The sequence below is a fragment of the Variovorax sp. 05T418 genome (genome assembly GCF_056396385.1).
The window spans coordinates 597,180-621,951 of sequence record NZ_JBFTLJ010000004.1; the positions used below are offsets into that span (position 1 = coordinate 597,180).

21 protein-coding genes are annotated in these 24,772 nt (G+C 70.2%); 9 read left to right on the forward strand and 12 right to left on the reverse strand.

From position 1 onward, the window contains the following. The first annotated feature begins 25 nt into the window (after positions 1-25). The 3 genes from AC1DMS_RS11410 to AC1DMS_RS11420 are packed head-to-tail and all read left to right on the forward strand — an operon-like array spanning position 26 to position 2,525. Positions 26-607, forward strand: a complete 582-nt coding sequence (locus AC1DMS_RS11410) for a Maf family protein (RefSeq protein ID WP_027729512.1) — start codon at positions 26-28, stop codon at positions 605-607. After that, positions 604-1,368, forward strand: coding sequence for an SAM-dependent methyltransferase (locus AC1DMS_RS11415; RefSeq protein ID WP_027729531.1), 765 nt, complete (start codon positions 604-606; stop codon positions 1,366-1,368). The genes AC1DMS_RS11410 and AC1DMS_RS11415 overlap by 4 nt, the downstream gene beginning before the upstream one ends. A 2-nt stretch (positions 1,369-1,370) precedes the next feature. Further along, positions 1,371-2,525, forward strand: coding sequence for an MFS transporter (locus tag AC1DMS_RS11420; RefSeq protein WP_027729532.1), 1,155 nt, complete (start codon positions 1,371-1,373; stop codon positions 2,523-2,525). 21 nt (positions 2,526-2,546) lie between these two features. Here AC1DMS_RS11420 and AC1DMS_RS11425 read toward each other — a convergent pair whose 3' ends face one another. From AC1DMS_RS11425 to AC1DMS_RS11440, 4 genes are read right to left on the reverse strand one after another with little or no spacing between them, the layout of a single operon-like run. Next, entirely contained in the window at positions 2,547-3,590 is a 1,044-nt protein-coding gene (locus tag AC1DMS_RS11425; protein WP_012746529.1) for a S49 family peptidase, read from the reverse strand. A gap of 2 nt (positions 3,591-3,592) precedes the next feature. Next, a complete protein-coding gene (locus AC1DMS_RS11430; protein ID WP_012746528.1) occupies positions 3,593-3,964 on the reverse strand; it encodes a Rieske (2Fe-2S) protein in 372 nt (123 codons plus the stop codon). A 10-nt stretch (positions 3,965-3,974) separates the two neighbouring features. Continuing rightward, positions 3,975-4,646 (reverse strand): HAD family hydrolase, encoded by a 672-nt coding sequence (locus AC1DMS_RS11435; RefSeq protein WP_012746527.1) that lies wholly within the window; start codon positions 4,644-4,646, stop codon positions 3,975-3,977. Beyond that, a complete protein-coding gene (locus tag AC1DMS_RS11440) occupies positions 4,639-5,751 on the reverse strand; it encodes an RluA family pseudouridine synthase (protein ID WP_478181009.1) in 1,113 nt (370 codons plus the stop codon). Before AC1DMS_RS11440 ends, AC1DMS_RS11435 begins: the two co-directional genes overlap by 8 nt. Positions 5,752-6,310: 559 nt before the next feature. Here AC1DMS_RS11440 and AC1DMS_RS11445 point away from each other — a divergent pair. Continuing rightward, entirely contained in the window at positions 6,311-9,529 is a 3,219-nt protein-coding gene (locus AC1DMS_RS11445; protein ID WP_478181010.1) for an Rne/Rng family ribonuclease, read from the forward strand. Between the two features lie 114 nt (positions 9,530-9,643). Here the strand turns inward: AC1DMS_RS11445 and AC1DMS_RS11450 are convergent, their stop codons facing one another. Genes AC1DMS_RS11450 through hemC form a run of 4 tightly spaced genes read right to left on the reverse strand, consistent with a single transcriptional unit; the run spans position 9,644 to position 13,734 of the window. Continuing rightward, a complete protein-coding gene (locus AC1DMS_RS11450) occupies positions 9,644-10,927 on the reverse strand; it encodes a heme biosynthesis HemY N-terminal domain-containing protein (RefSeq protein WP_478181011.1) in 1,284 nt (427 codons plus the stop codon). Between the two features lies 1 nt (position 10,928). Further along, positions 10,929-12,020, reverse strand: coding sequence for a uroporphyrinogen-III C-methyltransferase (locus AC1DMS_RS11455; RefSeq protein WP_478181012.1), 1,092 nt, complete (start codon positions 12,018-12,020; stop codon positions 10,929-10,931). Continuing rightward, on the reverse strand, positions 12,017-12,790 hold the full coding sequence (locus tag AC1DMS_RS11460; RefSeq protein ID WP_478181013.1) for a uroporphyrinogen-III synthase: 774 nt from the start codon (positions 12,788-12,790) through the stop codon (positions 12,017-12,019). The genes AC1DMS_RS11455 and AC1DMS_RS11460 overlap by 4 nt, the downstream gene beginning before the upstream one ends. A 17-nt stretch (positions 12,791-12,807) precedes the next feature. Continuing rightward, positions 12,808-13,734, reverse strand: a complete 927-nt coding sequence (gene hemC / locus AC1DMS_RS11465) for a hydroxymethylbilane synthase (protein ID WP_478181014.1) — start codon at positions 13,732-13,734, stop codon at positions 12,808-12,810. 82 nt (positions 13,735-13,816) lie between these two features. On the opposite strand from hemC, the gene ppc reads away from it, so the two are divergent. From ppc to AC1DMS_RS11480, 3 genes are all read left to right on the forward strand, one after another. Beyond that, positions 13,817-16,660 carry a phosphoenolpyruvate carboxylase gene (ppc, locus tag AC1DMS_RS11470; RefSeq protein ID WP_062362804.1) on the forward strand — a complete coding sequence of 948 codons (2,844 nt, stop codon included), beginning with the start codon at positions 13,817-13,819 and terminating at the stop codon, positions 16,658-16,660. Next, positions 16,657-17,232: a hypothetical protein gene (locus AC1DMS_RS11475; protein WP_027729587.1), complete on the forward strand. Its 576-nt coding sequence runs from the start codon at positions 16,657-16,659 to the stop codon at positions 17,230-17,232. The genes ppc and AC1DMS_RS11475 overlap by 4 nt, the downstream gene beginning before the upstream one ends. Before the next feature lie 159 nt (positions 17,233-17,391). Continuing rightward, positions 17,392-18,630 carry an MFS transporter gene (locus tag AC1DMS_RS11480; RefSeq protein WP_018903235.1) on the forward strand — a complete coding sequence of 413 codons (1,239 nt, stop codon included), beginning with the start codon at positions 17,392-17,394 and terminating at the stop codon, positions 18,628-18,630. Here the strand turns inward: AC1DMS_RS11480 and AC1DMS_RS11485 are convergent. Further along, positions 18,611-19,552: a LysR family transcriptional regulator gene (locus AC1DMS_RS11485; protein WP_018903234.1), complete on the reverse strand. Its 942-nt coding sequence runs from the start codon at positions 19,550-19,552 to the stop codon at positions 18,611-18,613. The genes AC1DMS_RS11480 and AC1DMS_RS11485 overlap by 20 nt on opposite strands. A 49-nt stretch (positions 19,553-19,601) precedes the next feature. On the opposite strand from AC1DMS_RS11485, the gene AC1DMS_RS11490 reads away from it, so the two are divergent. Further along, positions 19,602-20,135: a GNAT family N-acetyltransferase gene (locus AC1DMS_RS11490; RefSeq protein ID WP_018903233.1), complete on the forward strand. Its 534-nt coding sequence runs from the start codon at positions 19,602-19,604 to the stop codon at positions 20,133-20,135. Further along, positions 20,122-21,378 carry an MFS transporter gene (locus AC1DMS_RS11495; RefSeq protein ID WP_478181015.1) on the forward strand — a complete coding sequence of 419 codons (1,257 nt, stop codon included), beginning with the start codon at positions 20,122-20,124 and terminating at the stop codon, positions 21,376-21,378. The genes AC1DMS_RS11490 and AC1DMS_RS11495 overlap by 14 nt, the downstream gene beginning before the upstream one ends. 22 nt (positions 21,379-21,400) lie before the next feature. Here AC1DMS_RS11495 and AC1DMS_RS11500 read toward each other — a convergent pair whose 3' ends face one another. From AC1DMS_RS11500 to AC1DMS_RS11510, 3 genes are read right to left on the reverse strand one after another with little or no spacing between them, the layout of a single operon-like run. After that, positions 21,401-22,807, reverse strand: coding sequence for an OprD family porin (locus tag AC1DMS_RS11500; protein WP_155247790.1), 1,407 nt, complete (start codon positions 22,805-22,807; stop codon positions 21,401-21,403). Positions 22,808-22,820: 13 nt separating this feature from the next. Further along, the gene (locus AC1DMS_RS11505; RefSeq protein ID WP_038106699.1) at positions 22,821-23,573 is read right to left on the reverse strand and encodes a DUF4198 domain-containing protein; all 753 of its coding nucleotides are present in this window, start codon (positions 23,571-23,573) and stop codon (positions 22,821-22,823) included. Positions 23,574-23,578: 5 nt separating this feature from the next. Beyond that, the gene (locus tag AC1DMS_RS11510) at positions 23,579-24,751 is read right to left on the reverse strand and encodes an acetyltransferase domain-containing protein (protein WP_478181016.1); all 1,173 of its coding nucleotides are present in this window, start codon (positions 24,749-24,751) and stop codon (positions 23,579-23,581) included. Between the last annotated feature and the right edge of the window lie 21 nt (positions 24,752-24,772).

A 24,772-nucleotide genomic window follows, 5' to 3' on the forward strand; every position in this document is an offset into this window, starting at 1 on the left:
GCGCGGCTCCCGCACAATCTGGCCCATGCAACGCCCCCTGATCCTCGCCTCGACCTCGCGCTACCGGCGCGAACTGCTGAACCGCCTGCACCTGCCCTTCGATATACAGCCGCCTGAAGTCGACGAAACGGCGCTGGACGGTGAAACGCCGCGCGAGCTGGCCGAGCGGCTGGCGCTCGAAAAAGCGCGCGCCGTGGCCGCCCGCTTTCCCGAAGCCGTGGTCATCGGCTCGGACCAGGTGGCCGAGCTGGCGGGCGAGGCGCTCGGCAAGCCCGGCGACCACGCGCGCGCCACGGCCCAGCTGCGCCGGATGCGCGGCCAGACGCTGGTGTTCCAGACCGCGGTGGCTGTCGTCTGCGAGGCCACCGGTTTCGTCCAGCGCGACCTGGCGCCGGTGCGGGTGGTGTTCCGCGAACTCAGCGACGCGGCCATCGAGCAGTACCTGCAGGCCGAGCAGCCCTACGACTGCGCAGGCAGCGCGAAGAGCGAGGGCCTCGGCATCGCCCTGCTGAGCGCGATCGACAGCGACGACCCGACGGCCCTGGTCGGCCTGCCCTTGATCCGCACCTGCCGGATGCTGCGCGCCGCGGGGGTCGAACTCCTGTGACGCACGGCAAGCTCTACCTCGTTCCGGCGCCGCTCGACTTCGGCTGCGACATCCAGGCGCCGCTGCAGGACGCCCTGCCCCTGGGCACGATCCAGGCCGCCGCCGGGATCACCCACTGGATCTGCGAGAACGCCAAGTCGGCCCGCGCCTACCTGAAGCGGATCGATGCCGTCGCGCCGCTGGCGGCGCCGCTGCAGGCGCAGGACATCCGCGAACTGCCGCGCGAGGTGCACAAGAAGGGCGACCACGCCGGCCAGTTCGACGCCCGGCCGCTGCTGGCCGCCGCGCTCGAAGGCCACGACATCGGCCTGCTGAGCGAGGCCGGCATGCCGGCGGTGGCCGATCCCGGTTCCTCGGTGGCGCGCGCCGCGCACGACCTGGGCATTGCCGTGGTGCCGCTCACCGGCCCCGTCTCGCTGCTGCTGGCACTGGCCGCAAGCGGCCTCAACGGGCAGAACTTCGCCTTCGTCGGCTACCTGCCGCAGGACGCCGGCGAGCGCCAGGTGCGCATCCGCGAACTCGAGGCGCTGGCGCTCAAGACAGGCCAGACGCAGCTGTTCATCGAGACGCCCTATCGCAACGCGGCGCTGCTGCAGGCGCTGGTGCAGACGCTGCAGCACAACACCCGGCTCGCGGTGGCGCGCGGCCTCACGCTCGCCAGCGCCCACGTGCGCAGCGAAACCGTGAAATCCTGGCGCGCCAAGGCGCAGCCGGGCACATTGGACGAACGCCTGCCTGCCGTGTTCGCGATCGGGCGTTGACGATGGGAGTGACCGCCGGCACGCGCTGGGCCTCGCGTGCGCAATTCTTTTCGTCCGGATTCATCTTTGCGACCTGGGGCGTCCACGTTCCGACGGTCAAGGCGCACTACGGCATCGACGAGGCCGAGCTCGGGCTGGCGCTGCTCGCGGCCGGCGCCGGCGCGATGTTCGGGCTGACCAGCGCCGGCCGCTGGATCGGCCGCCACGGCCCGCGCCGCATGGCTGCGCTCTGCGGCTCTATCTACGCCCTGCTGCTCGCCGGCCTGATCGCGATGCCGGGCTATCCTTTTCTTTTGGCGTTGCTGGCGGCCTTCGGCCTTGTGACCAGCGTGTTCGACGTGGCCATCAACACCGAGGCGGCGCAGCTCGAGCTGCGCGGCGGCACGCCCCTGATGAGCGGCATGCACGGCATGTTCAGCCTGGGCGGCATGGCCGGCGCCGCGAGCGGCAGCGCGGCGCTGGCCGCCGGGCTCGGGGCGCAGGCGCATCTGCTCTGGGTGGCTGCGGCGATGGTGCTGGTCGTCGCCTTCTCCTCGATGCACATGCTGCCCAAACCGCCCATAGCGAGCGATGCGGCCCCGGCAGACCATCGCTTCCGGCTGCCTCGCGGCACGCTGGCGGTGCTTGGCGTGCTCGCCGCGCTGGGCCTGATTGCCGAGGGCGCCATCTACGACTGGAGCGTGCTCTACATGCAGCAGGAACTCGGCAGCCCGCAAAAGCAGGCCGCGCTGGCCTACGCGAGCTTCTCCGCCGCCATGGCGGCCGCGCGCTTCGGCGGCGACGCCCTGCGCGCGCGCTTTTCGCCGACGGCGCTGCTGCGCGGCAGCGGCATTCTTGCGGCGGCTGCCATGGCGCTGGTGCTGCTGACCGACCTGCCCTGGCTCGCGCTGGTCGGCTTCGCGGGCGTCGGCATCGGTTTTGCGAACGTGGTGCCGATCCTGTTCGGCGCCTCGGCGCGCGTGCCCGGCGTCGAACCCGCCATCGGCATTGCCGCCGTCTCGGCCGTGGCCTACCTGGGTTTCATGGCCGGCCCGGCGGTGATCGGGCTGCTCGCGCGGGCCAGTTCGCTGACGGCCGCGCTCTATGTGGTCGTGGTGTTTGCCGCGGCGCTGGCGGCCTCGGCGCGCTTCACGGGCGACGAGAGCCGCCGCGCCTGAGACGCCTCGCCGCTGCCGGCCTCAGCGCAGCGCCGGCGTGGCGGACTGCAGCGAGCGCACGGTGGCCGCGCCCATGGCCGCGCCGAATTTCTTCGCGAGCTTCTCGGCCACGTTGTCGCGCCGGGTGTAGTCGGTGACCTCTTCGGCCTTGATGACTTCACGTGCCACGAAATCGACATTGCCCAGCTGGTCGGCCAGGCCGAACTCGACGGCCTGCTCGCCGCTCCAGAAGAGGCCGCTGAAAAGCCCCGGGGTGTCGAGCTTGAGCCGGTCGCCGCGACCGTTCTTCACCACGTTGATGAACTGCGTGTGGATCTGGTTCAGCATGGCCTGCGCATGGGCGCGCTGCGCATCGCTCATCGGGCTGAACGGGTCGAGGAAGCCCTTGTTCTCGCCGGCCGTCAGCAGCCGGCGCTCGACGCCGACCTTTTCCATCACGCCGGTGAAGCCGAAGCCGTCCATCAGCACGCCGATGCTGCCGACGATGCTGGCCTTGTCGACGAAGATCTTGTCGGTGGCAGCGGCAATGTAGTAGGCGGCCGAGGCGCAGGTTTCCTCGACCACCGCGTAGATCGGCTTCTTGTGCTTGGCCTTCAGGCGCTTGATCTCGTCGCTGATGATGCCCGCCTGCACGGGGCTTCCGCCCGGCGAATTGATCAGCAGCACGATGCCCTTGGCGCCCTCGTCCTCGAACGCGGTCTTCATGGCCGCGACCACGAATTCCGCGCTGGCGTCGCCGCCGTTGGCGATCTCGCCCTTGATCTCGACCACTGCCGTGTGGGCCGTGGTCTTGGCGGTGCTCGGCGTGCTGCGCGACATCGCCAGCCAGACCAGGAAGATGAAGAAGGCGAGCCACGACAGGCGCGTGAAGGTCTTCCAGCGGCGCGCCGCCTTTTGTTCGTTGAGCGAGGCGAAGGCGAGTTTCTCGAGCGTTGCGCGCTCCCATCCGGGACGCTGCGTGGGGTCTTTGGCCATGTTTCTCGGCGCGCCCTGCGAGGACGCAATGGGGGTGGCCGGCTCAAAAGGATCAAAACCTTCGGGTTCCGTGCGGTTCGGGTCGGTCATTGTCAAAAGCTCAGGGGATGGAGGTTCCAGGCAGTATGCCAGTGCACCACGCCGTCACGTTCGCTGAGGGCGATCTTCACGAGCCCGCCGCGGCACGGGCCGCCGGCGCATTCGCCGGTGTCCGGCCGGTAGACCGCGCCATGGGTGGCGCACAGCAGCCACTGGCCGCTGTCGTCGAAGAAGCGGTCGGGCTGGAAATCCAGCTCCATCGCCACGTGGCTGCACCGGTTGAGGTAGGCATGCGGCTGCCCCTCGAAGCGCACCGCGAAGGCCCGGCAGGTTTCGCCGCCATAGACCACGTCGAAGGGAACGGCCCGGCTGCCTTCGACCAGGTCCGAGGCATTGCACAGGGGAATGCGCTGTTCTTCGCTCATGCCGCGATTTTCAGGCGTGCTCCAGAAGCCATGCCTCCAGGCTGGCCACCGAGTGGGCGACAAACAGCGGCTTCAGCTCGTCGAAGCTCTCGGGCTCGTGCGCGCCGTAGCTCACGCCCACGCTCGCGCAGCCGGCATTGAGCGCCAGCTGCAGGTCGTGCGTGGTGTCGCCGATCATCAGGGTGCGTTCGGGCGGCACCTCGAGTTCTTCCATGAGTTCCAGCAGCATGCGCGGATGCGGCTTGCCGAAGGTCTCGTCGGCGGTGCGCGAGGCGTCGAAGCGGTCGCGCAGCGCGACCGACTTCAGCGCCTCGTTCAGGCCGCGGCGCGACTTGCCCGTGGCCACCGCGAGCTTGTGGCCGCGCGCGCGCAGCGCATCGATCATCTGCAGCACGCCGTCGAACAGCACGAGGTCGTCCTGGTGCTGCAGATAGTGGTAGCGGTAACGGGCGCCGAGCTCGGCGTATTTTTCCTTCGGCACGTCGGGCGCGGCGCGCGCAAGAGCCTCGGCCAGGCCCAGGCCGATCACCCATGCGGCATCGTTCTCGCTCGGCTTGGCGCCGCCGACGTCGATCACCGCCGCCTGGATGCAGCGCACGATGAGCCGCGTGGAGTCGTAGAGCGTGCCGTCCCAATCGAAGGCGATCAGGTCGAAGCGCAGGGGTCTGGAGGAATCAGTCATTGGCCGTGGCAGTGGGATGTTGGGCGAGCGCTTCGATCGCCTGGGGCGGCATCAACGCATGCAGTTCAGGAGGCAGGCCGGCCTGCAGCGCCACGCGCTCGCCGGTGGCGGGATGGTTGAACTGCAGCCGCCAGGCATGCAGGAACATGCGCTTGAGGCCGAGCTTTTGCAACACGCGCTGGCGCTCGAAGTCGCCGTACTTGTCGTCGCCCGCAATCGCATGGCCGGCCGATGCAAGGTGCACGCGGATCTGGTGGGTGCGGCCGGTCTTGATGGTGACCGCCAGCAGCGACAGCGGCGCGGCGTCACCCGGCAGCGTGAGCCGCGCCAGCACGCGCACCAGCGTCACGGCCCGCATGGCGTCGGGATGGTCCTTGGCGACCACGCGCACGCGGCGCTCGCCGGCGCCCGCGCCGTCGCCCGGCAGCAGGTACTTGGCGAGCGGCGCATCGAGCACCTTCTTGTTGACGGGCCAGGCGCCCTCGACCAGCGCAAGGTAGGTCTTGCCGGTCTCGCGTTCGCGGAACTGGTCCTGCAGCGCCACCAGCGCGCTGCGCTTCTTGGCCACCAGCAGGATGCCCGAGGTCTCGCGGTCGAGCCGGTGCACCAGTTCCAGGAACTTGGCGCCCGGGCGCGCCGTGCGCAATTGCTCGATCACGCCAAAGCTCACGCCGCTGCCGCCATGCACGGCCACGCCGGCGGGCTTGTCGATGGCCAGCACCGCGTCGTCCTCCAGCAGCACCGGGAATTCGCGCGCCGGCGCGGGCGGCGTGGCGCCCTCTTCGGCGCGCGGCGATATCCGGATGGGAGGCAGCCGCAGCACGTCGCCGGCCTCGATGCGGGTCTCGGCCTGCGCCCGACCCTTGTTGATGCGCACCTCGCCCGAGCGGATGATCCGGTAGACATGCGTCTTGGGCACGCCCTTCAGATGGCGGAACAGGAAGTTGTCGAGCCGCTGGCCCGCGGATTCCGCATCGACGGTGATGAACTTGATGGCCGCATGCGGCGCGCCGGCCTCCGCCGCAGCCTTTTGGACTGCGGGGCCTGGAACTGCGGGATTTGGAGCGGCCGCGGGGCCTTGCTTCGCACCTATAATGTTTTTCACCAGCGCGGTCGTGTAAGTGCTTGATTAGACAGAAGTTTAGATCACTGCAGTCAAACGCCCAGGACCATGCTGCGAGGTCGATGCCGCTTTGGCGCCGAACCTGCAAACCCCGCGCAATTGCGCAAAGTGGCAGGCGTGGCGCCCAAGTCAAGCCGACACCCACGAAACACCGATACGGAATACCCAGCCTGCAGCTTCCAAGCTGCCGGCGGATCGAAGCGAGTCCCTTGTGTTGATGCTGCTGATTCAAATGTGCCTGCGCTGGCCCACCTGGCTTCTGCCAGCGGCCTCAGGCATTGAGTCATCCGCACCGCGCGCCACCATTGCGCAACCAGCTATCAATAAGATAGCTGCTCAACACCGAACCTGGCTCGCGCCCATCCACGCGCCCCCACCCCGGCTGTCTTCCTGAGCTGACGCTCAAGAGGCCTGTCCGCGCTCGGCGCGGCAGCGACAACATCCGGGGCCAAGCGGCAATTCCCCTCGTTTCGCGGGCGTCGTCCGTGCATCGTTGGCCCGTCATGGGCCTGTAGAACGATACATATAAGGACAACGCATCATGAAGCGGATGCTGATCAATGCCACGCAGGCCGAAGAACGCCGCCTGGCCATCGTCGACGGGCAAAAGCTCCTCGACTACGAAATCGAGATCGAAGGGCGCGAACAGCGCAAGGGCAACATCTACAAGGCCGTCGTGACGCGCGTCGAGCCTTCGCTCGAAGCCTGTTTCGTCGACTACGGCGAAGACCGCCACGGCTTCCTGCCGTTCAAGGAAATCTCCAAGCAATATTTCGCCGAAGGCGTTTCCGCCAACCAGGCGCGCATCCAGGACGTCATCAAGGAAGGCCAGGAACTGGTCGTCCAGGTCGAGAAGGAAGAACGCGGCAACAAGGGCGCGGCCCTCACCACCTTCATCTCGCTGGCCGGCCGCTACGTGGTGCTGATGCCCAACAACCCGCGCGGCGGCGGCGTGAGCCGGCGCATCGAGGGCGACGACCGCGCCGAACTCAAGGAGGCGATGGACCAGCTCGAGTACCCCAAGGGCATGAGCATCATCGCGCGCACCGCCGGCATCGGCCGCTCGGCGCCCGAACTCCAGTGGGACCTGAACTACCTGCTCAAGCTGTGGACCGCCATCGACGGCGCGGCCAAGGGCGGCAAGGGCGCCTTCCTGATCTACCAGGAATCCTCGCTCGTCATCCGCGCGATCCGTGACTACTTCAATCACGACATCGGCGACATCCTGATCGACACCGACGACATCTACGAGCAGGCGCAGCAGTTCATGGCGCACGTCATGCCCGAGCATGCCGCCCGCGTGAAGCGCTACCGCGACGACGCCGCGCTGTTCAGCCGCTTCCAGATCGAGCACCAGATCGAATCGGCCTATGCGCGCACCGTGCAGCTGCCCTCGGGCGGCGCCATCGTGATCGACCACACCGAGGCGCTGGTCTCGGTCGACGTGAACTCGGCCCGCGCCATCAAGGGCGGCGACATCGAGGAAACGGCCACCCGCACCAACCTCGAAGCCGCCGACGAAGTGGCCCGCCAGATGCGCCTGCGCGACCTGGGCGGCCTGATCGTCATCGACTTCATCGACATGGACGAGTCGAAGAACCGCCGCGAAGTCGAAAGCCGCCTGCGCGACGCGCTGCGCCAAGACCGCGCCCGCGTGCAGTTCGGCTCGATCAGCAAGTTCGGCCTGATGGAAATGAGCCGCCAGCGCCTGAAGCCGGCGCTCAGCGAAGGCTCGTCGATCCCCTGCCCGCGCTGCGGCGGCTCGGGCCACATCCGCGACACCGAATCGAGCGCGCTGCAGATCCTGCGCATCATCCAGGAGGAGTGCCTGAAGGACAACACGGCCGCCGTGCACGTGCAGGTGCCGGTCGAGGTGGCTTCGTTCCTGCTGAACGAAAAGCGCCCCGAGATCGCCAAGATCGAGCTCAAGCAGCGCGTCACCGTGCTGATGGTGCCCAACAAGACGCTCGAAACGCCGAACTACAAGCTCGAGCGCCTGAAGCACGACGACCCGCGCCTGGACCACATCGAAGCCAGCTACAAGATGGCCGACGAGATCGAGGACCCGACCTCGGTCACGCGCCGCTCGCAGGAGCCCACCAACAAGCAGACGCCGGTCATCAAGGGCGTGCTGCCCGATGCGCCCGCGCCCGTGGTCCCGCCCCGGCCCGAGCCGGTGCGTGCGCCGGCCGCCGTGGCCCCGGCACCGGTCGCGCCGCCCGTCGCGAGCGCACCGGCACCGGCCGAGACCGGCTTCTTCGCCCGCATCAAGAGCTGGTTCGGCGGCACGCCGGCACCGGCACCCGCACCGGCCGTGATCCCGGTCGAGCCTCCGAAGCCCACGCGACGTGACGGCGGCCGCCCGGGCCGCGACGGCGAAGCGCGCGGCGCCCGCGATGGCGAACAGCGCCGCGGTGGCCGCGGCGGCGAAGGCCGCGGTGAAAACGGCAGCCGCTCCGGTGGCCGCGACGGCGAACGCCGCGGCGGCCGCGGTGGCGAGCGCCGCGAAGGCCGCGGCAGCGAGATCCGCAGCGAAGCAGCCGCCCAGCCGCGCGAACAACGCGAGCCCCGTGAACAACGCGAACCTCGCGAGCCCCGTGAAGCACGCGGCCCGCGCGACGGCGAACAGCGCCGCGGTGGCCGCGGCGAGCGCCGCGAAGGCGAAGGCCGCGAGGCACGGCCGGCACCGGCCGAGCCGATCGACGGCAGCCTCGAAGCCCAGCAGCTGGCATCGGGCGCACCCGCCGGCGATGAAGGCAATGCGCCGGCAGAACGCGCGCCCCGCGGCCGCGGCGAACGCCGGGATCGTGGCGAACGCGGTGAACGGACCGAACGCGGCGAGCGCAATGGCACCGATGCACCGCGCGATGCCTCCGGCGGCGACAACGTGGCCGCGCAGGACGGCACGCAGGCCGAACGCACCCCGCGCGGTGGCCGCGAAGAGCGCGCGCCGCGAGGCGAGCGCAGCGACGGCCGCCGCGAGCGCCGCAGCGAAGGCCAGCCGCGTTTTGCCAACGGCGAAGCGGCACCGGCCAATCTCGACGAAGCCGACATCCGCATCGCCGAAGCCGCCGAAATGGCACCCGCCAATGAAGGCGAAACCGGCAGCGGCGAGCAGCAGGCACCGCGCCGCGAAGGCGAAGAGCGCCGCGGCCGTTCGCGCGACCGCTACGGCCGCGACCGCCGCGAGCGCGGTCCGCGCGACGACAGCGAAGCCAGCGTGGCCGGCGCATCGGCCGACAACGCCGAGGCGGGCGAAGCACCGGCACGCCAGCAGCCCCAGCCGCTGGCAACAGCCGAACGCGCCGCAGTGCGCGAAGAAGAAGCACGCGAACCGGCACCACGGAGCTACTTCGATCGCCCGGCCGCAGCAGCTCCTGCCGCTCCCGCAGCTCCCGCAGCCACGGTCGCTGCAGTCGCGGCGGCGCCTGTCGCCGTCGAGAGCAGCAGCAGCAAGCCCGCGGCTGCAGCCAACGGCCGTGCACTGCCGAAGGTGCAACCCTTCGAGCTGCCGCTGAGCGAACTCGCGCAGATCGCCGAGAGCTCGGGCCTGCAGTGGGTGAACTCGGATGCCGAGCGCATTGCACAGGCCCGCGCAGCGATCGCGGCCGAGCCGAAGCCGGTGCACGTGCCGCGCGAGCGCCCGCCTGCGATCGTGCTCGACGACGGTCCGCTGGTGCTGGTTGAAACCCGCCGCGAACTCGGCGCGATGACGCTGCCGTTTGAAAAGGCACCTTCCGATGCGCAAGGCGTGAACTGAAGAAGAAGCCCGGGCCCGAGGGCCCGGCGGCAATGAAGAACGGCGCCACATCGGCGCCGTTTTTTTATGGGGAATGCAAGAGCGGCAAACGCCGCAGCGCGTTGCCGATGCCGGTCAGGCCTTCTCGGTCTGCGCTGCGCGCTTCCAGGCTGCTGCGGCCTGCTCTTCGTCGCCGCGCGTTTCGGCCAGTTCGGCCAGTGCCAGCCAGGCGCGCCGGTACAGCTCCGTGTCCTGCAGGCCCAGGCCGGCCTGCATCAGCAGCTGCTGGGCCTTGCCCCAGAGCTGGCGCTTCATGCAGGCCATGCCCGCGAGGTACTGCAGGTTGGGGTCGCGCGGGTTGTTGCGCTGCGCGGTTTCGATGCGGGCCAGCCAATCGGCATCCACCGAGTCGAGCCCCGCCTCGAGGGCACGCGCCATCTTGACGCGCAGCGTGTCGCCCAGGCCCCGGGGCTGCGACACCATGCGCTCCCAGGCCGGCAGCAGCCAGCCGCGCGCCAGCGACAGGTCGCCGCGCAGCGCCACCATGCGCTGGGCGGCGTGAATCGCGACCTCGGGCATTTCGCGCTCGGCCGCGTCGAGCTCGGCCCAGGCGCGAAGCAGCTGCGCCGGGTCGTGCGCGCCCGACAGCAGTTCGGTCGCGAGGCCGCGCACGATGCTCAGCGCCGCGCCATCGGAAAAGGCCCGGTGCTTGGCGAGCAGGCGCGCCGTTTCCAGCGCTTCGAGCGTGCGCCCGTCCTGGCGCGCCGCCTTCAGCCGGATGCGCAGCGCGAGCGTGCGCCGCTGCACGCCTTGGGGAAGCTCCTCGAGCCGGGCCAGGGCTCCCGCGGGATCGTGGTCTTCGAGTGCCCAGCGCGCAGCGCGCAGCTGCACGCCCTCGCGCGTTTCGGGACTGGCGAGCACGTTGCGCTCGACGCTTTCGTTGAGCGCCTGCTGCAGGTGGGCGTCGCGCGCGGGCCGGTCCTGCAGGGCCTGCGCGCTCTCGGCAGCCAGCAGGTGGGACAGCACGCGCACCTGCTGGGACTGCGGCAGGCTCGCGCCGAGCGCAGCCAGCGTTTTCTCCTGCACCAGCGCGGCCTGCGCGGCCTTGCGCGCGCGCGAGAAGCGGCCCGACAGCAGCTGCACCATGGCGTCCAGCAGGGCCGAGTGCAGCATGCGTTCCTTTTGCTGCAGCCGCCATTGGCGCGCCTGGGTCGGCAGCGAGAACAATGCCGCCAGGCCGCGCAATGCAAGATGGAGCAGCACGAACGCGGCCAGCAGGATGACCAGCACCAGGTTCAGCGACAGGTCGACCCGCCAGGGCGGCCAGAACACGGTGATCGTGCCCTGGTTGTTGCCCGCGAACAGCGCCACCGCCGCCGCGACGGCGAACAGCGCGAGGAGCCAGAGGGCGGCTCTCACCTCAGCGCCCCGCCGCGGCCGTGGCCAGCGCCGACAGCGTGTCGTCGATGCGCGGGGGTTCGGCGGTTTTCATCAGCGCCTGCAGTTGCTGCAGCTGCGTGGCGGCGGCCTGCGTGCGCCGCGATGCGGGATCGAAATAGCGGTTCAGCGATGCGGCCACCGTGGCGAGTTCGCTGCGCGCGGCATCGACCTGCCGCGACAGCAGCGAAAGCCGCGCATTGAGCAGCTTGAGCTTGAGGTTCTCGCGCAGGAAATAGGTCTGGTCGGGTGCCAGCAGCACCGCCTCGGGCCGCTCGATGCGCCCGACCCGCACCAGCGACCGCGCTTCGGCGCGTATCGTCAGCAGCACCCTCTCCCACCAGGCGGCATCGGCGGGAATGGGTTCCGGCTGCCAGGCATTGAGCCCCGAGCCGCGCATGGCCACGGCGTTGAGCGGCGGCAGGTCGTCCACGCTGCGCATCAGCTCGTCGAGTTTTTGCAGGGCTTCGCCGCTGTCGGCGCTCGCGCTGCTGCGCAGGCGGTCGGCGTCGCGCTGCATGGCGCGCTGCAGCGGCGCCAGCCGGGGCTGCGCGGCGCGCGCGATGCGCAGGTCGCCGGACTTGAGGGCCGCGAGCAGGGGCTCGACGCTGCCCGTGACCTGCGCCTGCTGAAGGGCGAGGCGCACGGCCGATTCGATGTCGACCACCAGGTTCTCGTCGCGCGAGCGCGAGAGGCTCTGCATCAGTTCTTCGAGCTGCGAGCGCTGCAGCGCGACCTCGGCAACGCGGGTTTCGGTGAGCGCAGCGCGCGCCGCGGTCTCGCGCACCGTGTCGATGGCCTGGCGGGCGAGCGTGCGCGCCTCGAGCGATTGGGCCAGCGCATCGGCGCTCTGGCGCGCCAGCTGCTCCTGCATGCCGCCGACCTTCTGCCACAGCGAGATGGTCATCACCAGGGCCGCCAATGCCACGATGGCCAGCAGTCCGAAGCCGATGCGCGAGAGCATTGTTGCGGCGGCCGCCTGCGACTCGGGCGACTGCGCCATCGCCAGCGTGGCGGGCACCGGCGCGGCGGCAGATGGGGGGGAGAAGTCGTCGGACGGGGACGCGGCACTCATGTGAAGGATTCTATCGACGCGACCAGGGCTTCCCGCAGCGGCGGGCACACGCGCACCGCACCGAATCCCGCGGCCCGCGCGGCTTCGCCGATGCGCGCATGGGTCGCCACCGCGCATGCCGCATGCCAGCCGGTGCCCGGCATGGCATCGCACAGGTTGGCAATGGCCTCCGAGCTGCTGAACAGCCAGACCGCGCGCCCCGCGGCGCCGTCGAGTGCCAGTGCACGCGCCGCGTCGTCGAAGGATGGCGGCAGGCGCCGGTAGGCGACCACCGTGTCGCGCAACCCCTTTGCGGCGTCGATCTCGCGCGCGAGCCAGTCGCGTCCGCTCGGCTGGCCGGCCGCATCGCCGCCGCGCACGATCAGCACGCGCACGCCCTGGCCGACCTGCCCTTTCACGCGCTCCCACAGCGCCTCGGAGTCGAAGCGGGCGGCGTCGGGAGGCGGTGCGTCGATGGCGTCTTGCGGCACGCCGGCCCGCAAGAGCGCGCGCGCCGTGCCCGGTCCCGTGGCCCAGAAGCGCGGGCCGGTTGCGCGTTGCCCTTCTTCCGCATGCAGGAAGAAATGCTCGACCGCCGTGGCGCTCACGAACATCAGCGCCGCGTAGTCGGGAAGATGCTTCCACGCTGCGCGCAGCGGCTCCACCTCGATGGCGGGCTCGATGGCGATCAGCGGCAGCACCTCGGCATCCAGCCCGGCGGCCCGGAATTCGTCCGCCCATTGCGCGGCCTCGCGCGCCGGCCGCGTGACGATGACGGGCTTGGCAGCCATCGCTCTTTGAAGAATCTTCAGTGCGCGCCGGCGTCGCGCAGCAGCGCGGCGGCACGCTCGCCGAGGGCGCCGGCCTGCGCGAAGTCGGCGGCCGGCGCTTGCGCATGGACCCGCACCAGCGCAGCGTTGCCTTCGGGGTCGCCCCAGGCCGCATCGACGCGCAGCGCACCGTCGGCCTGCCAGCGCGCATGGGCCGCCAGCGGCATGGAACAGCTGCCGCCCATCGACCGGCTCACCGCGCGCTCGGCGGCGGTGGCCAGCCAATCGCGCGGATGCGACAGCGTGGCCAGCAGCGCGATCAGGTCGCTGCGGTCGGCCCGCACCTCGATGCCGAGTGCGCCCTGCCCCGCGGCCGGCAGCATCGTGTCGGGATCGAAGGCGACCCGGATGCGATGCTCGAGCCCGAGCCGCTTGAGCCCGGCCGCCGCGAGCACGATGGCGTCGTAGTGGCCTTCGTCGAGCTTGCGCAGGCGGGTGTCGAGGTTGCCGCGCAGCGGCTCGATGCGCAGGTCGGGCCGCAGGGCGCGCAGCAGCACCACGCGCCGCAGGCTGGAGGTGCCGACGACGGCGCCCTGCGGCAGCTCGTCGAGCGAGGCATGGCGCGGCGACACCAGCGCATCGCGCGGGTCTTCGCGCTCCAGCACGCAGGCCAGCACGAAGCCCTCGGGCAGGTCCATCGGCACGTCTTTCAGCGAATGCACCGCGACGTCGGCGCGGCCTTCCTCGAGCGCGAGTTCGAGTTCCTTCACGAAGAGGCCCTTGCCGCCCACCTTGCTGAGCGACTTGTCCAGGATCTGGTCGCCGCGCGTGGTCATGCCCAGCAGGCTGACCGCGTGGCCCCGTTCCTGCAGCAGCGCCTGCACGTGCTCGGCTTGCCACAGGGCGAGCCGGCTTTCGCGCGTGGCGATCACGATATTGCTCAAGGCCGCTCCCAAAAAGTACATGTTGAAGACCTCTGGAATGCTAGCATGTTGCGCCGCAACAACGCAGGCGGCGCATTCTTTCTAGACCAGGAAAAACATCGAAATGAAAGCCAGCAAGACTCCTGCGCCGCCCAAGCGCCGGCAAGCCGAAGACCAGCCGCTGATCGACGACATCCGGCTCCTGGGCCGCATCCTCGGCGACGTGATCCGCGAACAGGAGGGCGAGGAAAGTTATGCGCTGGTCGAGAAGATCCGCACGCTGTCGGTGGCTTTCCGCCGCGATGCCGACCAGGCGGCCGACCGCGCGCTCAAGAACCTGCTCAAGGGCCTGAGCGCGGCCGAGACGGTGCGCGTGATCCGCGCCTTCACCTATTTCAGCCACCTGGCCAACCTGGCCGAAGACCGGCACCTGATCCGCCGCCGCACCGAGGCCGAGCGCGCGGGCGAAAGCGCCGACGGCGACCTGCAGACCGCCCTTGCGCGCATCCGCAAGGCCGGCGTCAAGCCCGACGAGGTGGTGGCTTCGCTGGCACGCAGCTACGTGTCGCCGGTGCTCACCGCACACCCGACCGAAGTGCAGCGCAAGAGCATCCTCGATGCCGAGCGCGCCATTGCGCAGCTGCTCACCACGCGCGACGAGATCAAGCTGCGCCAGAGCGCCTACGCGGGCGCCAAGGACGCGCTTACGCCGCTCGAGTTTGCCGAGAACGAAACGCAGATGCGCATCCGCGTCACGCAGATCTGGCAGACGCGGCTGCTGCGCTTTTCCAAGCTCACCGTGGCCGACGAGATCGAGAACGCGCTGAGCTACTACGAAGCCACCTTCCTGCGCGAGATTCCGCGCGTCTATGCCGACCTCGAAAAGGCGCTGGGCCAGGGCGGCGTGCTGCCTTCGGTGGCGCCGTTCCTCCGCATGGGCCAGTGGATCGGCGGCGACCGCGACGGCAATCCCAACGTGACGGCCGAAACGCTCGAATACGCGCTGCGCCGCCAGGCCGAGCTGGCACTGCGCCACTACCTCACCGAAGTGCATTACCTCGGCGGCGAGCTCTCGCTGTCCGCCACGCTGGTGGACGTGTCGGTCGAGATGCAGGCGCTGGCCGCGCGCTCGCCCGACACCAGCGAGCACCGCAAGGACGAGCCCTACCGCCGCGCGCTCACCGGCGTGTATGCGCGGCTGGCGGCCACGCTGCGCGATCTCACCGGCGGCGAGGCCGCGCGCCACGCCGTGCCGCCGCAGAACCCCTATGCGAAGGCCGAGGAATTCCTGGACGACCTGCGCACGGTGGAAGAGTCGCTCGTCGAGAAGCACGGCAGCGTGCTGGCGGCGCCGCGCCTGCGGCCGCTGATCCGCGCGGTCGAGGTGTTCGGCTTCCACCTGGCCACGGTCGACCTGCGCCAGAGCTCGGACAAGCACGAGGCCGTGATCGCCGAACTGCTGGCCACCGCGCGCATCGAGCCGGCCTACGCCTCGCTGGCCGAGGAAGCCAAGCAGACGCTGCTGCTCAAGCTGCTCGACGACGCGCGTCCGCTGCGCGTGCCCGATGCCGAGTACTCGCCGCTGGCGCAGAGCGAGCTCGCGATCTTCGCGGCCGCACGCACCGCGCGTGCGCGCTACGGCGCGGCGGCCATCCGCCACTACATCATCAGCCACACCGAGACGGTGAGCGACCTGCTCGAGGCCCTGCTGCTGCAAAAGGAAGTGGGCCTCCTGCGCGGCGCGATGAACGGCAAGGCCACCTGCGACCTGATCGTGGTGCCGCTGTTCGAAACCATCGAGGACCTGCGCAATGCCGCGCCCATCGTGCGCGCCTTCTATGCGCTGCCGAACATCCAGGCGCTCATCGAGCGCTCGGGCGCCGAGCAGGACGTGATGCTCGGCTACAGCGACAGCAACAAGGACGGCGGCATCTTCACGAGCAACTGGGAGCTCTACCGCGCGGGCATCGCGCTGGTGGCGCTGTTCGACGAGCTCAACAAGAAGAAGGCCAACCCGATCCGCCTGCGCATGTTCCATGGCCGCGGGGGCACGGTGGGGCGCGGCGGCGGACCGAGCTACCAGGCGATCCTCGCGCAGCCGCCCGGCACGGTGCGCGGCCAGATCCGCCTCACCGAACAGGGCGAAGTCATCGGCTCGAAGTACGCCAACCGCGAGATCGGCCGGCGCAACCTCGAGACGCTGGTGGCCGCCACGCTCGAAGCCACGCTGCTGCCGCAGGCCAAGTCGGCGCCCGCCACGTTCCTTTCAGCGGCGGGGGAACTGTCGAGCGCGAGCATGTCGGCCTACCGCAAGCTGGTCTACGAAACCCCGGGCTTCGGCGACTACTTCTTCGGCTCCACGCCGATCCGCGAGATTGCCGAACTCAACATCGGCTCGCGTCCCGCCTCGCGCAACCCGAGCCACAAGATCGACGACCTGCGCGCTGTGCCATGGAGCTTCAGCTGGGGCCAGTGCCGGCTCACCATTCCCGGCTGGTTCGGCTTCGGCTCGGGCGTGGAGCAGTTCCTGGCCTCGGCCGCAACGCCGGCCGCGCGCAAGGAGCGCACTGCGCTGCTGCGCCGCATGTATGCGCAGTGGCCGTTCTTTCGCACGCTGCTCTCCAACATGGACATGGTGCTGGCCAAGAGCGACCTCGCGCTGGCCTCGCGCTACGCCGAGCTGGTGACCGACCGCAAGCTGCGCCAGAAGGTGTTCTCGATGATCGACACCGAATGGCACCGCACCTCCGATGCGCTCACGCTCATCACCGGCGCCAAGCAAAGGCTCGAAGGCAACGCCGAGATGCAGCGCTCGGTGCGCCACCGCTTTCCGTACATCGATCCGCTGCATCACCTGCAGGTCGAGCTGATGCGCCGCTACCGCGCGGGCGAAGGCGGCGAGCGGCTGCAGCGCGGCATCCACATCTCGATCAACGGGGTGGCGGCCGGCCTGCGCAACACCGGATGACGGCCAATGCACCGAAGGGCAATGCCTCCACGATGACCACCATCCAGGCCCGCCGCAGGCTCATCGTCCTCATCCTGCTGGGCCTGGCGGTCGCGGGCGCGATCGTGCGGCACTACGCCGAGCGCGGCACGACCACGCGCGACATCGGCACGCTGCTGATGGTGCTGTGGGTGCCGATCATCGGCAACGTCATTGCCTGGCTCATCGGCAAGCTGCCGCGGCGCGCGGCGCCGGCCGAGCCCGCGGGCTTCGATGCGGCGCGCGCGTTCACGCCCCACTTCCTGGCCGAGCTCAGGCTGCGCCCGCCGGCACTGCCTTCGCACGACGTGCCGCTCGCGCCGGGCGAATACCGCTGCGCGCTGGTGGTCGGCAACGAAGGCTTCTCGGCGCGCTGGTTCGTGCCGCCGGGGGGAGCGCTCGCGCGGGGCAAGCCGCATGCGCTGGACATCGAGCTGCTGTCGCCGCAGACCGCCGGCCCCCGGTTTCCTGCCGGTGCGGCCTTCCGCGTGCTGGTGGGCGATTCGTTCATTGCCGATGGGCGCGTGCTGGAGCTTCGCGCACCGCATATCTAGGGAAGGTGGGGAACGGCAAAAGGGTCGATTGTTCGCCGCCGGGAAACTGACTACTGCCGGCAGGCCCCTTGGTGGCGGGCCTGTCCGCCAGGACACTGGGAAGCCTTTCGCAACAACGTGTCGGTATGCGCTTGCCGACGCGGTCCAGGACCTCTTCCCATGATGAATTCACCCAGCAGCAACCCCTGCATCGACGATCTTGCGCCCGAACCCGCCAGGACCGCCCGCTCCGCCTGGCTGGCGGTCGGCTCGATCGCCGTCGGCACCTTTGCCATGGTCTCGACCGAGTTCATGCCCATCGGCCTTTTGACCGACATCGCCCGCGGCCTGAACGTGTCCGACGGCACGGCCGGCCTGATGATCACCATGCCCGGCGTGCTGGCGGCCTTTGCCGGCCCCGCGCTCATCGTCGCTTCGGGCCGGCTCGACCGGCGCACCGTGCTGATCGCGCTCACCACCTTGCTGATCGCCTCGAACCTGCTGGCCGCCTTTGCGCCCAACTTCGCGACCATGCTGGTCGCGCGCCTGATGCTCGGCCTGTGCGTGGGCGGCTTCTGGACCTTTGCGCCGGCCGCCGCCACGCAGCTGGTGCCGGACGCCTCCAAGGCGCGCGCCATGTCGCTGGTGCTGGCGGGCGTGTCCGCCGCCACCGTGCTGGGCGTGCCCGCGGGTTCGTTCCTGGGCACGCAGTTCGGCTGGCGCGCCTCGTTCGCGGTGACCGGCGCGCTCGCGGCCGCGGTGCTGCTGGTGCAGCTGTGGCTGCTGCCCGCGATACCGCCGGTGCGCGCCATCGGTGCGCGCGACCTGCTCACGCCGCTCACGCGGCGCATGGCGCAGGTCGGGCTGCTCGCGGTGCTGTTCTTCATTGCCGGCCACTTCGCGGCCTACACCTACCTGAAGCCGCTGCTGCAGCAGGTGTTCGGCCTCGCGCCCAACTCGGTCTCGACGCTGCTGCTGGTGTATGGCGCGGTGGGCTTTGTCGGCACCTTCCTCGGCGGCAGCCTGGTGGCGCGCAGCGTGCGCGGCACCACTCTGCTGGCGGCGCTGATGCTCGCCACCGCGCTCCTGCTGTCGACGGTGATCGGCTCCGGCTTCGTGCCCGGCGCGGTGGTGGTCGTGATCTGGGGCGTGGCCTTCGGCCTGATCCCGGTCGCGCTCACGGGCTGGATGATGGAGGCCGTGCCCGACGCGCCCGAAGCCGGCCAGGCCCTGCTCGTGAGCGGCTTCCAGGTGGCAATCGCTTCCGGCGCGCTGATCGGCGGCGTGACGGTCGACAACCACGGCATCTCCAGCGCGATGGTGCTCAGCGGCGTGCTGGTGCTGATCGCGGCGCTGATCGTCGGCACGCTGGGCCGGGCGCGCGGCGGCGCCGCGCTCGCTACTTCTTCGGCCGAGTAGCACGGCTGGCCTGTGCGCCCGCCGCGAGGATCGCATCGAGCACCACGCGCAGGGCCTTGTTGACCGGCTTGTCGCGCCGGATCACCACGGCCAGCGTGCGGTGCATGCGGGGGGCCAGCCGGCTGATCTTCAGGCCCGGGTGCGCGCCGCGGCCCGTCATTGCCATGCGCGGGACGATGCCGTAGCCCAGCCCCGCAGCCACCATTTCCTTCATCGCCTCGACACTGCCCAGCTCCATGACGGGCTGCGGCTGCAGGCCTTCGGCCGCGAACCAGCGGTCGACCAGCTTGCGCGTGTTGGCCGCGGGCTCGAACAGCACCAGCGGCAGCACGGCCAGGTCGGCGGGTGCCACGCGCGCCTTCAGCGGCGCAAGGTCGCTGCGGCCGATGGCGACGAACTCGTCGTCGAGCACCGGCACCACGCTCAGTGAGCGGCCCGCGGCCGGCAGCGTCACCAGCGCAAGGTCGCTGCTGTTCTCCTCCACCTTGCGGACATGGTCGTCGGTGTTGCCGGTGCTCACCACGATGCCGAGCGCCGGAAACTGCTCGCGCAGGCTGCGCAGCACGGCCGGCAAAAAATAGAGGCAGGCGGTGGCGCCGGTGCCCAGCCGCACGCGGCCCGTGATACCGCTCGCATGGTCCGCCAGCGCGTCGATGGCGTTCTCCACCGCGGTTTCGATGTGATGGCTGTGCCGCAGCAGCTCGGCACCGGCCGGCGTGGCCTTGGCGCGCTTGCCGACGCGCTCGACCAGCCGCACCGCGAGCCTGCGCTCCAGCTGGCGGACCTGCAGGCTCACCGCGGGCTGCGTGAGGCCGAGCCGGTCGGCCGCAGCCGAGAAGCTGCCGGTTTCGATCACCAGGCCGAAGGACCGGAGCTGGTCGAGGTTGAGCGTCTTATCCAAAGTATTCCTTATGCCTTGCATCAGTCGGCGAAGCTTCACTTATCGTCTGCGCAGCGTCAAGATCCGCACCATGCCTTCGCCTGTTCAAGCCACCCAAGCTCTCGCCTCCATCGAAATCCTCGACGCCGGGGCGCACCACATGCCTTCGGTACAGGCCATCTACAGCCGCTACGTGCTGCACGACCTGTGCTCCTTCGAGGAAGAAGTGCCCAGCGTCGAAGAGATGCAGGCGCGCCGCGCCGGCGTGCTGGCGCGCGGCCTCCCCTACCTTGTCGCGCTGAAGGACGGCGAGGTGGCCGGCTACGCCTATGCAAGCCCCTACCGCAGCCGCTCCGCCTACCGCCACACGGTCGAAGATTCGATCTACGTCGCAGAAGGCCTGCAGGGCCATGGCATCGGCCGTGCGCTGCTCCAGGAGCTGATCCGGCGCTGCACCGACAGCGGCTTCACGCAGATGGTGGCGGTGATCGGCAACAGCGCCAATGCGGGCTCGCAGCGCGTGCACCAGGGCCTGGGCTTCGAGACGGCGGGCGTGCTGCGCAACGTCGGCTTCAAGTTCGGGCAGTGGGTCGACACCGTGCTCATGCAACGTGCACTGCGCTGAACCGCCCCCCGCGCGCGGATGGCTCGCGCTGCTGTGCGCGAGCCGGCTGCTGCAGGCCATGGTGGTCACCGCCTATTCCGGCGTGCTGCCCTTCATGATGGCCGACTGGCACATGACGGCCGCGCAGGCCGGCTCGATCCAGAGCGCATGGCACGTCGGCTACATGAGCTCGCTGTTCACCGTGGGCCTCCTGGCCGACCGCTACGGCCCGCACCGCGTCTTCCTCATCGGCAGCGCGATCAGCGCATGCTCGGCGCTGGCTTTTGCCGCCTTCGCGCACGGCCATCTTTCGGCGCTGCTGCTTTACGGCCTGGCCGGGCTGTGCGCGGGCGCCTCGTACACGCCGGGCCTGCAGCTGCTCGCGCGCAACGCCGAGCCCGCGGTGCGCGGCCGGGCGATGGGACTCTTTCTTGGTTCGGCGTCGATGGGCTACGCCTTGTCGCTGGCGGTGGTGGCGGCCTTCAGCCACGCCCTGCACTGGCGCTTCGGCCTGCTGGCGGCGGCGGGCTGCACCTTCGCGGGTGCGCTGCTCACGGTGCCGGCACTGCGGCGCATGCGGCCGCCCGCACCGCGCGCCGGCGCAGGAACGCCGCCGCGCGAAGGCACCTGGCATGCGCTGGCCGAGACGGTGCGAGACAAGCCCGCGATGGCCGGCAACTGGGCCTATGCCTTCCACTGCTGGGAACTGATGGCGCTGTGGGCCTGGCTGCCGGCCTACCTGGTCGCATCGGCCGGCGGCGCCGCGCCGTGGCAGGGCGCGGGCATTGCGCTGGCGGCGTTCGCGCACCTGGTGAGCGTGTTCGGCAGCATCGGGGGCGGTGCCGCGTCCGACCGCTTCGGCCGCGCACGCATCATGATGGCCGCCACGCTCATGAGCCTGTGCATGTCCTTCGCGTTCGGCTGGATGTGGACCTGGCCGCTGTGGCTGCTGGCCGTGATGGCCGCCCTCTACAACCTGCTCGCGATTGCGGACTCCTCCGTCTATTCGACCGCGCTGGCCGACGTGGTGGCGCCGCACCGGCTGGGCGTGGCGTACTCGGTGCGCTCGGTGATGGGCTTCGGCGCGGGTGCGCTGAGCCCCTGGGTGTTCGGCCTGGTGCTGGACTGGGGACAGACGCGCTTCGGCTTCGGCAGCACGTACAGCTGGGTGGCGGCATGGAGCTCGGTCGGGCTCGGCGCGCTGCTGGGGCCGTGGATGATCGTGCGCTTCGGCCGGCTGGAGCGCGCGCGGCGTGCGCGCTGAACTTCGCCGGCGTCTCGCACCATCAGCTCCCGATCGGATATTCGACGGCCACGCGGATCTGGCGGGCGTCGAGTTCGGCCTGCGCCTTGTTGCTGCGGTGCTCGCCATAGCGCAGCAGCAAGGCCAATCCCTTGGCCGATCCGGCCTGCACCGTGTAGCGCAGCCAGAGGTCGCGCTCCCAGTGCCGGCCGTCCTTGCCGTAGCCCAGCCAGGCATAGCCGCCGCGGGCGGGCACGCGGCTGCCGTCGATGCCGCTGCCGCGGATGTAGGCGGCGCCCATCGCGAGTCCCGGCGCGCCCCAGCTTGCGGCATCGACTTCGTAGCGCAGCTGCCACGATTGCTCGTGCGGCGCATTGAAGTCGGACAGCTGCGCGGCATTGCCGAGCCAGATGGCACCGCGCGTCAGGTAGTCGAAGGGCGTGTCGCCGTCCACCTTCTGCCAGCCCACGCCCATGCGGTGGGGGCCGTGCCTGTAGGTGGCCATGAGGCTCGCGGTGGTGTTGTCGATCGGGCCGGCCAGCGCGCGGCCGGTGTCCTTGCTGTGATAGAGCTGCAGGTCGAAGGCCAGCGCGCGCTTCGGGTCGAGCGGCATCGCGTAGGAAGCGCCGAGGTAGCCGGTGCGCCAGGTGTCCTTCAGCCGCCCGAGGTAGGCCGAGAGCGAAAGTGCGGGCGCCGCCTTCCACGTCGCGCCGGCAAAGTCGAAGGCATCGCCGCGCGGCGACTTCGGGTCGAGGTAGTTGACGACCAGCGGATTGGCGGTGCCGCGCGCGTTGCGGTCGGCCGAGCCGGTGAAATGGCCGGCCTGCAGTGTGAGCTTGTCGATCTCGTGGCTCGTGAGCAGCCAGCCGCGCATGGTCTCGGGCAAGAGGCGCGTGTCGGAAGAACTGAAGATCGGCGCCTTGACGCGCTGCTCGCCCACCTTCAGGACCGTGGAGGAGATGCGCACCTTCAGCGCCGCACCGCCGCGCGCAATGCCGTCCTGTGCGTAGCCCTGGCGGTCCACCGGCAGCATGCGGACCTTGCCGACGCGCAGGTCGTCGCCCGAGAGCTTGTGCGCAAAGTAGGCGTGCGCATCGGCGCCGAAGCCGACCACGCCGTGCGTGAAGCCCGACTCCACCGCGCCCATGAGGCCGTAGCCCCATTCCTGCGCGTAGTCGCTACGCCTGGCCTTGGGCAGCACGGCATTGCGCCCGCCGTTGCTCCTGCCGCCGTCCAGGTAGTCGCGGCGTTCATGGACGGTGCGGTTCAGCAGGCTCCATCGCGTGTCTTCGACGAAGCCTCCGGTGGCTTCGGCAACCGGGGCTTCGGCACCGGCCGCGGCACCGCCGAGCATCATCAGTGCGGCGCCCCAGCAGCGTCGCCCGGCCCTCGGGAAACGCCGGCACGGGGCCGGACGGGCGGCGGGGAATGCCGATTGCGTGCGGATCATGTCCTGCCCCTCCTCATTCCGGCGCATGCGCGAGCCGGAACGACAGCGTGGCCAGGTGCTCGACCTTGTCGGTGGCGGCGGGATCGTCCGCGGGCGCATCGAGCCTGGCGGCGATCACGTTGAGTCCCTGGTTGCGCACCGGCAGCGTGACCGTGCCGTCGGCGGCGGTCAGCACCGCTTCGCCATCGGGGTCGTTGACGAAGTCGGCCAGCACCGGCACGCCGGCAGCGGGCTCGCCGCGGTAGAGCACGCGCAGGCGCAGCGGTTCGCCGCGCATCGCGGGCAGCGCGGCATCGACCGGCACGATCTGCAGCGCATGGCCAGGCAGCCCTCCAAGCGGCCGGGCCAGCGGCGCGCGCAGATGCACCGCGTATTTGAAGTTGTGGCCGCTGGCCGAGGCGCCCGGCACCTCGCCCTTGGGCTTCTTGAACCACTGCCCGCTGGCTGCCTTGGTCCAGATGCCGTTGTCCAGCACGGCAGCGACGATGGCGGGCTGCTCGCGCAGGTCGACCAGCGCGAGCTTGCCGGCCGCTTCGAGCGCGGTCTGCACCGGGCGGCCCGCCGCGTCGTAGCCGGCCACCGCCTTGATGAGCGGCAGGCGCTTGGCGGCGTCGAGGTCGTCGCCGCCCTCGCCGTAGATCAGGGCCAGGTCGCCCGAGCGCTGGGCAAACCAGATGCCGTGGGCCTGGGCCGCCGCCGACACGGCCCACAGCAGCGAAGCCGCGACGGCGCCGCGCAGCATGGGGTTGTGAAGAAGGAATGCCATGGCCATCACAGGTACTTGAGCCAGGCGATGTCGCGGCGCCGCGCCTTCAGGCCGGCGAAGGCGCGCACCGCGGGGTACAGCGCAACGGCCAGCACGGCCGCGGCGGCCCACACCATCCACATCGCATCGAAACCGAAGAGCGCCCCCTGGTTCCGGCCCCAGGCCGCTTCGGCGCCGAGATAGAGGAACTTGAGCACGTACAGGTGCAGCACGTAGAAGAACATGGGCGCGGCACCGAACACGGCCAGCGGCGCCAGCCATGCCGCACCCTGCCGGCGCTCGAACGCGCGCAGCAGCAGCAGGCCGACGCCGAGCGTCAGCGCAACGAACAGCAGCGAGGGCGGGTACTTGGTGATGTTGAGAAAGCCCATCCAGCTGGCCAGGGCGGTGTCGCCGGCCGTCCAGGGCTTGTCGCCATACACGTCGAGCAGCCGCAGCAGCACGAAGCCGGCCAGCAGCCCCGCGCCCCAGCCCAGCAGCCGCCGCTGGCGCTGCGCGGCATCGGCGCCGGCCGCGAACCATGGCCCGGCGGCGTAGCCCAGCGCGATCACGCCGATCCATGGAAGCAGCGGATAGGAGGTGCGCAGCTTCAGTGCAGCACCGGGCAGTTCGATCCAGCCCCGGTCATGCAGGATGGCCCAGGGCACGTGCAGTGCATGGCCCACGGGAAAGTGCAGGCCGTCGAGCAGGTTGTGCCCCGCGACCAGCACGATGCCCAGCACGATGAGGACCTTGCGCGGCAGCCATACCAGCGCCGCCAGCGCCAGCATCGACAGGCCGATGATCCAGATCACCTGCAGGAACACCTTGGCCGGCGGGAACTGGAAGGTCCATGCGAAGTTGATGACCGTGACCTCCAGCAGCACGAGGAACAGGCCCCGCTTCCACAGGAAGGAGGAAGCCGCCGCGCGGCCGCCGGGCTGCTTCGCGGCATAGAGAAAGGCCGACAGCCCGGTCAGGAACACGAACACCGGCGCGCACAGGTGGGCCAGCAGGCGGCTGAAGAACAGCTCGGGCGGCGTCTCGGCCGCGACCATCGGGTCGGGCACCTGGTGGTGCAGGTAGAAAGTCTCGCGCACGTGGTCCAGCAGCATGAACAGGATCACGAGGCCGCGCAGGGCATCGATGGAAAGCAGCCGGGCGCGGGCCGGCATGGAAGGAGGCGGGATCTCAGGCATGGCATTATTGGGAATGAATTC

What these genes read in the sequence shown, in the direction of transcription:
- AC1DMS_RS11410 (WP_027729512.1), top strand. Translation starts at nt 26, where the DNA reads ATGCAACGCCCCCTGATCCTCGCCTCGACCTCGCGCTACCGGCGCGAA.
- AC1DMS_RS11420 (WP_027729532.1), top strand. Translation starts at nt 1,371, where the DNA reads ATGGGAGTGACCGCCGGCACGCGCTGGGCCTCGCGTGCGCAATTCTTT.
- AC1DMS_RS11425 (WP_012746529.1), bottom strand. Translation starts at nt 3,590, where the DNA reads ATGACCGACCCGAACCGCACGGAACCCGAAGGTTTTGATCCTTTTGAG.
- AC1DMS_RS11430 (WP_012746528.1), bottom strand. Translation starts at nt 3,964, where the DNA reads ATGAGCGAAGAACAGCGCATTCCCCTGTGCAATGCCTCGGACCTGGTC.
- AC1DMS_RS11435 (WP_012746527.1), bottom strand. Translation starts at nt 4,646, where the DNA reads ATGACTGATTCCTCCAGACCCCTGCGCTTCGACCTGATCGCCTTCGAT.
- AC1DMS_RS11445 (WP_478181010.1), top strand. Translation starts at nt 6,311, where the DNA reads ATGAAGCGGATGCTGATCAATGCCACGCAGGCCGAAGAACGCCGCCTG.
- AC1DMS_RS11455 (WP_478181012.1), bottom strand. Translation starts at nt 12,020, where the DNA reads ATGAGTGCCGCGTCCCCGTCCGACGACTTCTCCCCCCCATCTGCCGCC.
- AC1DMS_RS11460 (WP_478181013.1), bottom strand. Translation starts at nt 12,790, where the DNA reads ATGGCTGCCAAGCCCGTCATCGTCACGCGGCCGGCGCGCGAGGCCGCG.
- hemC (WP_478181014.1), bottom strand. Translation starts at nt 13,734, where the DNA reads ATGTACTTTTTGGGAGCGGCCTTGAGCAATATCGTGATCGCCACGCGC.
- ppc (WP_062362804.1), top strand. Translation starts at nt 13,817, where the DNA reads ATGAAAGCCAGCAAGACTCCTGCGCCGCCCAAGCGCCGGCAAGCCGAA.
- AC1DMS_RS11475 (WP_027729587.1), top strand. Translation starts at nt 16,657, where the DNA reads ATGACGGCCAATGCACCGAAGGGCAATGCCTCCACGATGACCACCATC.
- AC1DMS_RS11480 (WP_018903235.1), top strand. Translation starts at nt 17,392, where the DNA reads ATGATGAATTCACCCAGCAGCAACCCCTGCATCGACGATCTTGCGCCC.
- AC1DMS_RS11485 (WP_018903234.1), bottom strand. Translation starts at nt 19,552, where the DNA reads ATGCAAGGCATAAGGAATACTTTGGATAAGACGCTCAACCTCGACCAG.
- AC1DMS_RS11490 (WP_018903233.1), top strand. Translation starts at nt 19,602, where the DNA reads ATGCCTTCGCCTGTTCAAGCCACCCAAGCTCTCGCCTCCATCGAAATC.
- AC1DMS_RS11500 (WP_155247790.1), bottom strand. Translation starts at nt 22,807, where the DNA reads ATGATCCGCACGCAATCGGCATTCCCCGCCGCCCGTCCGGCCCCGTGC.
- AC1DMS_RS11505 (WP_038106699.1), bottom strand. Translation starts at nt 23,573, where the DNA reads ATGGCATTCCTTCTTCACAACCCCATGCTGCGCGGCGCCGTCGCGGCT.
- AC1DMS_RS11510 (WP_478181016.1), bottom strand. Translation starts at nt 24,751, where the DNA reads ATGCCTGAGATCCCGCCTCCTTCCATGCCGGCCCGCGCCCGGCTGCTT.